Below are 11,801 nucleotides of genomic sequence, written 5' to 3'. Positions count from 1 at the left end.
CCGCTACGCAAACATCCGTGGTGCCGGTGATGGTTCCCGCGGTCGGGAGCGCATTAACCGTTACCGAAGCAGTCTGGTCAGCGGAGCAACCAGCCGCGTTTGTATAAGAATATGTAATAGTAACCGTACCTGCGGCAACACCTGTCACCACACCCGCCGCGTCTACTGTCGCGATGGCAATGTCGGAAGATGTCCAGGTGCCTCCTGCTGTGGTGCTCGCCAAGTTAGTGGTAGCACCCACGCATACGTCGGTAGTACCCGTGATCGGCGCTACTACAGGCAGCGCGTCTACCGTAATTGTAATCGCCTGCTCAGCCGTGCATCCTGCGCCGCTGGTCACCGTATAAGTAATAGTCGTCGTTCCTGCGGAGATGCCTGTCACTACTCCCGCCGCATCCACTGTAGCGATGCCGGCATTTAAAGTGGCCCAGGTGCCGCCTGCGGTTGCGTTGGACAATGCAGTGGCAGCCCCCACGCAAACGTCCGCAGTTCCCGTAATCGGATCTACAACAGGCAGGGCATCCACCGTTACGGAAGCCGACTGCATCGCAACGCAACCAGCCCCATTTGTAACGGTATAGATAATATTAACCGTACCCGCGGAAATGCCTGTCACCACTCCCGCCGCGTCTACCGTCGCGATGGCGTTATCGGAAGAAGACCAGGCCCCTCCCGCCGTCGCGCTCGCCAGCGTCGTGGAAGCATCTACGCAGACATTCAATGTACCCGTAACCGGATCCACAACCGGCACATCGTTCACCGTAATGGTGGCATTTACCGACTGCTCACAGCCTAATGCATTCACCACCGTATAAGTAATGGTAGCCGTGCCTGCAGATACGCCCGTCACTACACCCGATGCATCTACCGTCGCAACGGCGATGTCGGATGAAGTCCAGGCACCGCCTGCCGTAGCACTCGCCAAAGCAGTAGTTGATCCTACACATACGTCGGTTGTACCTGTAACAGGACTTACAACCGGCAACGCGTTTACCGTAACGGTCGTGGTTACCGACTGTTCGCAACCCGATGCATTGGTTACTGTATAAGTTATAACCGCAGTCCCGGCAGCAATACCCTGCACCTCTCCGGCCGCATTGATGGAAGCCACCATCGTGCTGGAAGTAGACCAGGTACCGCCCGGCGTAATGCTGGCCAATTGCGTGGAAGCTCCCTCGCACAGGTCTGTAGTTCCGGTGATCGGCGCAACAACCGGCAGCGCATTCACCGTTACCGAAACCGTCCGCACCGTCACGCATCCCGAGCCATTGGTCACCGTGTAGGAAATGATGGCCGTACCGGCGGATACACCGGTTACCTCTCCATCCGTATCAATCGTAGCCACCGCCGGATCACCGGAACTCCACACACCGCCGGTAGTCGTGCTCGACAATGATGTAGTCCCTCCCACACAAACGCTCATCACACCCAGGATCGGGTTTACAACCGGAAGGGCATTCACCGTCAGCGACACCGACCGGGCCGACACGCAACCCATCGCGCTGGTCACGGTATAAATAATATTCGTTGTACCAGGAGCCACAGCCGTCACTTCTCCCGCCGCGTCAATCGTTGCCACGGCAGTGTTGGAAGACGACCAGGTGCCCCCTGCTGTAAGATTCGTAAAAGTAGTATTGGTCCCCAGGCAGATAGCCGCAGCGCCCACGATCGGGTCTACTGCCGGCACCGGATCAACATTCACCTCAGCCGTCTGGATAGCCGTGCAACCTGCTGCGTTGGTAACCGTATAAGTGATAGTGGCCGCTCCCAGGGATACGCCCGTCACTACACCCGCCGCGTCTACTGTCGCCACGGAGATGTCGGAAGACGACCAGGTACCGCCTGTCGTAGCGCTCGCCAAAGTAGTGGAAGAACCGGCACACACGTCGGTAGTACCGGTGATCGGTGCTACAACGGGCAAGGCGTCAACCGTTACAGCAGCGGTCTGATCAGCGGTGCAACCCGCTGCGTTGGTATATGAATAAGTAATATTAACAGTACCAGCGGATACGCCTGTCACAACACCCGCCGCGTCTACTGTCGCGATGGCGTTGTCGGAAGACGACCAGGAACCGCCCGCCGTGGCGCTTGCCAAGGCAGTGTTGGCACCCACGCACACATCCATAGTGCCCGTGATCGGATCCACCGTCGGCAATGCGTGTACCGTAACTGTAACCGCCTGTGCGGAAATACAGCCGGATGCCTCGGTGATAGTATAAGAAATAGTAGTTGTACCTGCGGAAACAGCCGTCACTTCACCGCTTGCGTCAATCGTAGCTACAGCGGGATCGGACGACGACCAGGCACCACCCGGCGTTGCATTCGCCAAAGTAGTTGTACCGCCGATGCAGACATCGGGGGTGCCTGTTATAGGCGCAACAGCCGTCGGCGATTGAACCGCCAGGTTGAAAGTCACCATGGCGTTACAGCTGGCGCTGTTGGTCACCGTGTAAGAAATAGTCGTGCTGCCGATGGTTAAGCCCGACACCTCCCCCTGTGCATTGACCGTGGCCACTGCCGGATTGCTGGAAGCCCAAACGCCGCCTGTGGTCAGGCTGGAAAGTGTAGTAGTCCCTCCCGTACAAACCGTGCTGCTGCCGGTGATCGGCGCCACGATGAGCGGGGTATTTACCGTAAACGGCGTGGTACGCACGGTCGAACAACCGTTGCCGTCGGTCACGGTGTATGAAATGGTCGTTGTGCCGGGCGAGTTGCCCAACACCATCCCAAAGGGATCCACCAAAGCAATACCATCATTGGCGGACGACCAAACGCCGCCGGGCGTCGTATTATACAATTGGGTAAAGTCGCCGTCGCAAATGGTATTGACACCGGTGATGGCTGCCACAACCGGGGTCATGTAAACGGTTACGGTTGTGGATTGCGATGCAGCGCACCCCGTTGCGTTGGTCACGGTATAAGTAATGGTGGCGGTGCCTGCTGCAACGCCCGTCACATTACCGGCAGCATCGATCGTGGCTACGGCGTCATTGCCGGAAGCCCACACGCCACCCGGCGTAGCATTTGTCAGTGTCGTATTTCCACCCATGCAAAGGCTTGTGGTGCCATTGATGCCACTCACTGTCGGCGGTGCGCTGACCGTAACCGTAGCGGTTTCCGTTGTTACGCATCCTCCTGCATGGTTCACAGCATATGAAATGATGGTAGTTCCGGCCGCAAGCCCCGTCACTACACCAGATGCGTCAATTGTCGCTACGGCGGTGTTGGATGAGGACCAGCTACCTCCGGGCGTGGAATTCGCCAAGGTAGTATTGCCCCCGATACATACCGCCATTGTGCCTGTAATGGGTGTGGCTACCGGCGGTGCGTTCACGGTGATGGTCACCGTTTCGCTGGCCGTACATCCTTCCGGATTCATTACGGTATAAGTAATATCGGTAGTGCCTGCACCCATGCCCGTCACAACGCCCGAAGCGTCGACAGCGGCAATTGCGATATTGGTGGACGTCCAAACACCGCCTGCAATTGTATGCGACAGCGCAGTGGTACCGCCTTCACAAACGGTAGTGGTACCGGTAATGGGCGTCATCACCGGGAGGGCGTTGACGGTTATATTAATTGTCTGGCTGGATTTGCATCCTGCCGCGCTGGTTACCTCATATGTAATAGTGGCCGTGCCCGCGGATATGCCGGTCACAATACCGGTTGCGCTCACAGTGGCAACAGCTGCATCGCTGGTAGTCCAGGTGCCGCCGGCCAGCGTATTCGCCAGAGGCGTAGTCAGTCCCACGCATACATCCGGTGTACCGGTGATGACGGGCACTACGGGCAGCGGGTTCACCGTCATGTCATGTGTAATCACACCTTCGCAACCCGCGCCGGAAGTAACCGTATAGGAAATAGTCACATTTCCGGCAGCAACGCCGGTTACCACTCCCGCAGCATCCACGGTAGCTACCGCAGCGTCGCTGGTGGACCAAACGCCGCCGGCTGTAGCATTTGTCAAAGTCTTTGTTTCACCCACGCACACTGCCGCGTCTCCCACGATAGGATCCACGGGCACTACTGCCTGGGTGATCTTGATAGTATCTTTTACGTTACATCCGTCGGGGAAGGTTACGCTCACGCGGTAAGTGCCGGGCGTGGTGACCGACAACGTTTCGCCGTTGCTGCCATCGCTCCAGGTATACACGGATCCCGGCGCGCCGAAGAAGCCGGTAGTATTTAATGTATAGGGGAAAGCGCTGGCACAGATCTCCACATCTTCGCCCAGTCCGAGTATCGGCGCTGCGGCGTCTTTGGGGTCGATCGTCCAGCCGGTATTGCCACCGAGATCATCAGAGTGCTCTTTTGCACGGAATGTAGCGCCACCCGTTGCATTGGAGCGTTCCAGGCGCACGTAATCAAAGATCACGTCCCCGCTGGTTTTCACCATAGTAGCAGGTGTAGTATTGGTACTCCGGATCTCCGTGAGGCGGCAGGGCGTACCGCTGCCGAACCATTCACCGGTAACGGTATTGGTAGAACCTCCATTTAAACGATAAACGTTACCAGGGAAGAACACGAGCGTTCCCATCGTATTATTTGTCCCGTAAATAGCCCCGCTGCCTTTATATTCTACATAATTAAGGGTGTTGTTGCTGCCGTTAATACCCACGGCCGATGCGTTATGGGGATTGGTAAAGATGAGAGAATCCGCAGTTACGTTCGTCAGCTGGCAGTTCCCCGACGCCGTTCCCGTAATAGTAATAAGATTATAGCTACCGCTATGCAGGATGGCCGATCCCGTAATCCGGGAGTTGGCGGCATTGACGGTCCTGTTGACAAAACCGCCGTAATACTGGAAGTTGATGGCGGTAATGTTGGCATTAGAAATATCGAGCTGGATGCTATTATCGATACCGAAGTTACTGATGCTGGTTACATTCACCGTTTTGCCCGCGATGTTGAAACCTCCCCTTGTAAGACGGAAGTTCGTGTTGGCGTTCACAAAATCATTCAACAAAGTAACTCCACCGCCGGCAGTTTTAATGACGTCGATATCAAAGTTCCCCCTGGTGCTTGCGGTGATCGTCGCATTACCCGGGCCCACCATCCGGAGCTGTCCGTTGATGAAAGCATTAGGGTTCAGAATCAGGTTCCCCCAGCATTCGGCGACCCAGGTATTGCTCTTGCTCAGGATCGGCTCGTTCGTTGCGCCGGTCCAGTCCATATTCCGGAAGTAAGCATTCCCCACGGAAATGGTGACAGTTTTGGCGGCGGCGGTAAATCCGGAATTCGCATCAAAGAAAACATCATTACTGGCCGTCGGTATACAAGCTCCGCCCGGTCCGCCGCTCGTATTGCTCCAGTGGCTGGCGTCGTTCCAATCACCGGAACCTCCCACCCAATACCTGGCGCCGGAGGTAGATGGCGAAATCACCCATCCGGTATTACCGCCCGCGTCCGCCCCGTTGAAAGCAATCGGCAAGGTTAGGGTACCTCCGCCGCCAGCGGCGGCGATGTTCTCCATATATACGTTCTCAATCTCCACCGTTGCATTCGCGCCAAAGTTCAGCGTACTGATATCGGCATTGCCGCTCCTGATCTCGCCCAGGCCGCTACAGGAGGGATGAACCGACCTGAAGTACTTGTTGATGTTGGTGGAAGCTGCCAGGTAAAATGAAAAGTTACGATTGGGTGCCGTGATCAGCGAGTCAATATTGTTACTATTGGCACGTACCTGGCCTTTCCCTTTGAATTCCAACCGGCGGATGGTATTGTTGTTCAATATCCGCGCACCGGAAGTAACAGATGGATTGCTAAATGTCAGCCAGCCAAAACTCGTATGGGCGATATCCATTGGCACCTCTGCCGTACCAGTTACTTCCACGTCCGGATAGGTTGCCGTCCTGGTAGTAATCGTACCGGTTTTAATATACGAGTTGTTGGAATTTACCACATGATACAGGCCGCTCACCGTCCAATCGTTCACCTGGATAACGGCATTCCCGATATCAATGATCCGGCCGTTCGAACCGCCGGAAGAAAATGAATTGATGCTAATCTTACGGTTGGTCCAGTCTAGCCCGCCGCGCTGCACTGCGATCGCCCCTGCCGGATTGTTCCAGTCATCTAAAAAAGTCACTTTGGCCTGGAAACCAGGCCGGTACTTACGGACGGTGAAACCGAGGTTTCCGCTGCCTGCGCCATTGGTGGTTACCGTTGCATCCGCTTCCCCGGGCATCAACAGGATCGCATTCATGGTAACGGCAGGATCCAGCACCACCGAACCGTAAACTTGCAGGGTGTACGCCGTACTTTCATTAAAAATGGGGTTGCCGGCCACGCCGGACCAGGTCATGTTCCGGCAATACGTATTCGCCGAAGTGGTGACAATATTATTACCTGCAGAGAAGCCACTGCCGCCATCAAATACGACGTTGTCATTGATGAAAGGCAGGCATGCTCCTCCCGGCCCCCCACTGGTTGCGCTCCAATGCGTGTTATCATTCCAGTCGCCGGCGCCTCCTACCCAATACAGGGTGGTCCCCGGTCCGGTGGGCTCTGTGATCGTCCAACCCGTATTCCCTTCCCCATCGATACCGTTTACGGTAATCGGCGTCATGGTGCCACTTGCAGTGGTTTTGGTCAATAGTACGTTATCGATCTGTATGTCCGCCCCTGTAGCGAAGTTAAAAGTAGCGAGCGGGTTGCCGGTAATCTCGGTAAACCCGTCGCAGGGCGCGCCGCCGGCCCTGAACAGTTTATTGATATTCAGGGTACCGTCTATGTTGATATTCCTATTCGGTGCGGTCAGCAAGGTATCAAAGGTGTGCGTTCCCCTGTCGATGACGCTCATCAACCCCTGTACTTCCGCATATTGAACCTGGTTGCCCGTCCCACCGAAATGCCCACCCATCTTCATCAGCAGGTACTTCACCACGTTATTCGCATTTCTGACATTACCGTAACCATGAAATATCAGTGTATCGATGGTATTATTATTGGCAACTCTCGACGCAGACGAAACGGAAGCAGTGACGAACTCCAGTTTATTGAACGTGGTGTTCGCTATGGCATGCTCGGATGCGCTTGTAGTCCGGACCTGCACCTGATGATAAGTACCCGCATCCGACCAAAAACGGTTCGTCCTGATAATGCTCCCCGAAGCCGTCAACACCAGTCCTGTTCCTAGTCCGCTATATGTATATGAAAGGTCCAGCGTAGCATTGGCAATATTCATACTACGTGCACCGGGCTGATCAGACCCTAAAGAATACATGGAAATCTTCCTGTTGGAAACATCCAATCCCCCCGTAAATAATATAATCGAGTTACGGTTATACCCATTGTTCATCGCCACGTAATCGTCCGCGAAGGTCACTACCGCTCCGCCGGTTTTCCGGATGTTGTAGGTCATGTTCACATTTGCCGGGCCATTCGCCATTACCGTCGTATTCGCACCACCCACCAGGTCAAGCGCGACACCGTCGTAGGCCACATTCGGCTGGATAGATACGTTTCCCGAAACGGAAATGATAAACGTAGTATTCGTCCTGTTGATCCTCGGATTACCCGTTAATCCCGGCAGCCAGGTGAAGTTGTTACAGAACACGTTCGCGTCCACCGTAACAGCCCAGTTGCCCGCTTGCCCGCCCGGAGGGCCGAAGATCACGTTATCCGCACTGGAAGGAACGATACTGGGAATAGCACCCGTGGGGCTGCCCAAACGCCAGTTGTTCAGGTTACTCCATGTACCCGATCCGGCCACCCAATAATAATCGGCGGCCATGCTGGATAAGGATAGCAACAATAAGACGAAAAAGGATATTAACTTTCTCATGAGGATTGGTAAATGCATATGATTAACAGTAAGGCGCTCCCGGGGCTCCGGGCACGTCAGTCAATGAGGTCTGGTATGTACAGGGGAAAGTAAAAGTCAATGCATAGGAATATGATCTTTTAGGTTTAGGAACGGTTAAAAACGATGCTCCACAGGTTACTTTTTCACGACATGCAAAAATACCGGCCACAAATTTGTCTGTGTGTCAATCGTTTTCTATTTTTATATTGTCAGTAATTCTAACCATAGAAATATTTCTACGAATCCTGGAACCTTATGCCTTCGATAATTATTGCGGAAGACCATAGCGTACTGAGAATGGGAGTCAAAATCATCATCAGTAGCATCTATCCTGAAGCCTATATCCGCGAAGCGGATTCCTTCTACCAGGTATTGGAAATGTTGCGGGAAGAAGCCTGCGAGCTCCTTCTACTGGATATCCAGCTGCCAGGCGGCGGCCACCCGCGCATGATCGCGGAAGTCAGGGAGATCCGGCCGGCCACGCCTATCCTGATATTTTCCAATTTCGACGAGGAAACGCATGCCATGAGCTATCTCAAAGCCGGCGCCTGCGGCTATCTCCAGAAAACCGCTCCCCCCGAAACGGTGCAGGATGCCATCCGGACCGTCCTCGGCGGCGCACCCTGGATCAGCATGCCCGTGCAATCCAGGCTGCTGGGCCATTTCCCGAAAAGCAGGGCCACCGAGTCCTCCACCCTCTCACCCCGCGAATTTGAAGTGATGCAGCTCATGATCCGGGGCGCGTCGAACCCGGAAATCAAGGCGGCCCTCAATATCCAGTCGTCTACCCTCAGTACGTTTAAAGCAAAAATTTTTGGGAAGATGGGGGTTAACAATATTATCGAACTGGCCGAAAAGGTCAATGCACTCCCCGTTCGCCCGGAAACCAGATCGTAAACCGGCTCCCCTGGCCCGCCGCGGCAGTCACCGCCACATGCAGCCCCATCGCCTGCGCCAGCTCCTTTACGATCATCAGCCCGATGCCGCCACCAGCTATCGGTGAATCCATCGCATCGCCGGTATTGAACCATTGCATCAGGTCGGCCCGCATCCCCGGCCCGGAATCGGAGATCACCAGCACCGCGCCCCCTCCTTCCTCCGCCGCCTCCAGCACTATACGCCCGTTGCGCGTCACCTTCACGGCATTGTCGGTCAGGTTGTACAGCATCACCGATACCAGCAGCTCATCCCCGGGATGTTATTGACCAGCGCCGTCCCCTTCTCCCGCGCGATATCCGCGAAGATCTGCATTACCGCATCCGCCGTTTCCACCGGCGCAAACACCGTTTCCGACACCTCCCTGTCGCCGATCTGGCTCTTCAGGTACTTCAACAGGTTGGCCACCATGTGGTACAGGTAATGCGTGTGATCGTTCATGATCCGCGCCATCTCCGTAAACGACGCCGCATCATTTCCCTTCGATTCAAATATCTTCCGTGACAACAACTGCTGGTATTTCAGCGGGGTGAGGATATTGTGGCTCACCGACTGGATGATCTTATCCTGCAAAGCCGACTTCACCTGCAGCTCCCGCGTTTTGGAAGCCACCAGTTTTTCCAGCATTTCATTCTTCCGGTTCACGTACATCGTCCGCAACCGGGTAACCAGCAAGGTGATGCCGATACCCAACAACAACAGCACGCCATAAAACACACGGGATTCGTACCAGGGCTTTTTGACATGCAGTTCCACGATCTTATCGGAATAATTTCCAAAACCAAACCCATCCAGCTTGCGCACCAGCAGGGAATAATCCCCCGGCGGCAAGGTGGAGAACATCACGCGGCCATCATCCGGCAGCGGGTTCCAGATGGTATCGGCGTCGTTGGCGCGGATGAGGGCGAAGTTCAGCTGCAGGTTCTTGCGGTTCCCCATGTGGGGTGTGCTGAACTCCAGCTGGAGCGAATTGAACGCTTCCGGAAGGTCCGCGAGGTCAGCAGGCGCCAGGGATTTCTTATCCAGCCATACCCGGTCGAGCGAAATGGGCAGCGCCGGCAACACGGGGCGAACGGAATCGGGATGGAAGAAGACCAGGCCATTCAGGGAAGGCAGGGCCACATATCCATTCCCCAGTTCGGCCGCGCAAGGCTGGCAGCCGCCGTTGAATTCGTTCGTAGCAAACCCGTCGCGGCGGTCATAGTAATGATAGTACGGCACTACGCTGGAATCCCCTGCATAGGCCAGCAGGTCCGTCCGCTGCACCTGGAAGAGCCCTTTGTTGGTAGGAATCCAGAAATAACCGTTCCGGTCGTAGTACATGCAGTGCGCGTTGACGATATAGCGGTCGTTGTCGTAAGGGAATGCCGTCAGCCGGCCGTTTTTATACAGGAAGAACCCGTGGTCGTATGTCGTGATCCAGACTTCCCGCGGCTGCACCACCCTGGCGCTCCGGATGTATTTCCCGTTCAGCCCCTGCACCGTATCTATCCGGCGGGTGATCATGTCGCAAAGGAAAAAGGCGCCATCGGTCCCGATGTACATGGTATTACCATCCTCTGCAAAACAGGTAGCATCTTCCCGGATGGGCAGCAACGGTTTGGGGTCCGCGGGATGCTGGCTGTCCGTTGTCCAGATACCTGCTTTATGCATCCCGATCCACAGCTGGTTGCGGGTATCGGTATACAGCATCGTGATTTTTTCCGGGAGATCGTAACGTTCCAATGGCTGGTACGGCGATAATCGCGCGTGGTACAGCATGGAATGCCCCTTGGACCAGAAGCCGCCGTTGCCGTCGGGCGCGAGGCTGTAGGAATCTGCCATGTTATCATACTGTTGGATGGCCGCCTGTTTCCGGGGATAGCTGAGTATATGCCCGTTGGCCATCACCTGGTCGTTTCCGATGGGCATCAGGCTGTAGTGGCTGTTGTAACCCTGCGGCGAATGCCTGCTGGCAAAGTTTTTCGGTGAAAGCACATACAATCCCAGCGTGCTGCTGCCGAGAAACAGCCTGCCGGTAGTGGTGTCATAATATCCGCTGCAAATGCTGGCGGCATCCATATCGAATCCCGCGAAGAGTTTGCGGGTGGTGATGTTGTCGCCACTGCGGGAAGCGAGGTAGAAAGTTTTACCGATATAGAGGATGAGGTGTTTGGGGCTCAGCCGGTTCCAGAACAGTTTTACTTTCGCGGGGTTGCGCCGGAATGCGGGGTTCTGCCGGATATCTCCTTCGAGGGGAGCCGTATGGAGGCGGGGCCCGAAACGCACGGTGCGCCCGTCTTCCCCAAGAAAAAACAGCATATCTCCCAGCAGAAAAAAATGCCAGCTGCCCTTATTTTGGAAAGCATGGCTGAATTCGGGAACCTGGTTCCGGGAAGCAGTTAATACACCGCTTTCGTAGACAATGGTACGGTTATCCGGCAGATACCACCGGAGCCCGGTCAATTGCGCGCCCCAGCTCTGCGGCCGGTTCGTCACCCGGATATGATAGGTATTACCGCTGTCTTTTTCACTATTCGGCATCTTCCACTTCACGTAATCCATCGTTGCCAGGCGCACCGCCGTATCCCGCCGTACTTCCCCCTTTTCGATCCGCACCACTTCATTATCGTAGTTCATGGCCGAAAAACGGCCGTCGAGATCATGGTAGATATAATAAAACCGGTTGTTGCGCAACGCAGGATTTTCCGCATTCCGAAGCCGGAAATGAAGCCCGTCGTACCGGACCAGCCCGCCTTCCGTAGCCAGCCAGATATACCCTTCCGGGTCCGAACCGATGGCGTTCACGCTGTTCTGGGGCAGCCCGCTGCTGTTGTCGTAATGCTGTAACAGATATGATGAGGTATCCTGACTGATCTGGGCAGCCAGGGGCAGGCAATGGAATAGCAGTACCAATATGGTGATCTGTGTTCTCAGGTCTTTGGGTGGTTTCCGTTTTAGCAGGGCAAATCTAGCAAACGGTTTCCCGAAATCCTAACTTCGGGCAATTCTTGTGCGGGAAGACAAGTTTGTGACAACTCCGTGTATTCGTAGCAGAGATGCAGCGGCATGAAAAAAG

The 11,801-nt window shown here is 55.2% G+C and carries 4 protein-coding genes; 1 reads left to right on the top strand and 3 read right to left on the bottom strand.

The features are described 5' to 3' along the window. On the bottom strand, positions 1-7,786 hold a 7,786-nt coding region (locus Q0510_RS15925), incomplete at its 3' end, for an Ig-like domain-containing protein (RefSeq protein WP_298713901.1). Between the two features lie 276 nt (positions 7,787-8,062). On the opposite strand from Q0510_RS15925, the gene Q0510_RS15920 reads away from it, so the two are divergent. Beyond that, positions 8,063-8,704 carry a response regulator transcription factor gene (locus tag Q0510_RS15920; RefSeq protein ID WP_298713899.1) on the top strand — a complete coding sequence of 214 codons (642 nt, stop codon included), beginning with the start codon at positions 8,063-8,065 and terminating at the stop codon, positions 8,702-8,704. On the opposite strand, the gene Q0510_RS15915 is transcribed toward Q0510_RS15920, so the two are convergent. Continuing rightward, entirely contained in the window at positions 8,667-8,975 is a 309-nt protein-coding gene (locus Q0510_RS15915) for an ATP-binding protein (protein WP_298713896.1), read from the bottom strand. The two genes, Q0510_RS15920 and Q0510_RS15915, sit on opposite strands and share 38 nt — an antisense overlap. After that, positions 8,975-11,638, bottom strand: a complete 2,664-nt coding sequence (locus Q0510_RS15910; RefSeq protein ID WP_298713893.1) for a two-component regulator propeller domain-containing protein — start codon at positions 11,636-11,638, stop codon at positions 8,975-8,977. Before Q0510_RS15910 ends, Q0510_RS15915 begins: the two co-directional genes overlap by 1 nt. Between the last annotated feature and the right edge of the window lie 163 nt (positions 11,639-11,801).

Origin of the sequence: uncultured Chitinophaga sp. (assembly GCF_937874145.1) — a bacterium.
Lineage (GTDB): Bacteria > Bacteroidota > Bacteroidia > Chitinophagales > Chitinophagaceae > Chitinophaga.
This window is presented reverse-complemented; position numbering and strand designations above follow the sequence as displayed.

Excerpts from the sequence above, each read along its gene's own strand:
- Q0510_RS15920 (WP_298713899.1), top strand. The coding sequence starts at position 8,063 with ATGCCTTCGATAATTATTGCGGAAGACCATAGCGTACTGAGAATGGGA.
- Q0510_RS15915 (WP_298713896.1), bottom strand. The coding sequence starts at position 8,975 with ATGCTGTACAACCTGACCGACAATGCCGTGAAGGTGACGCGCAACGGG.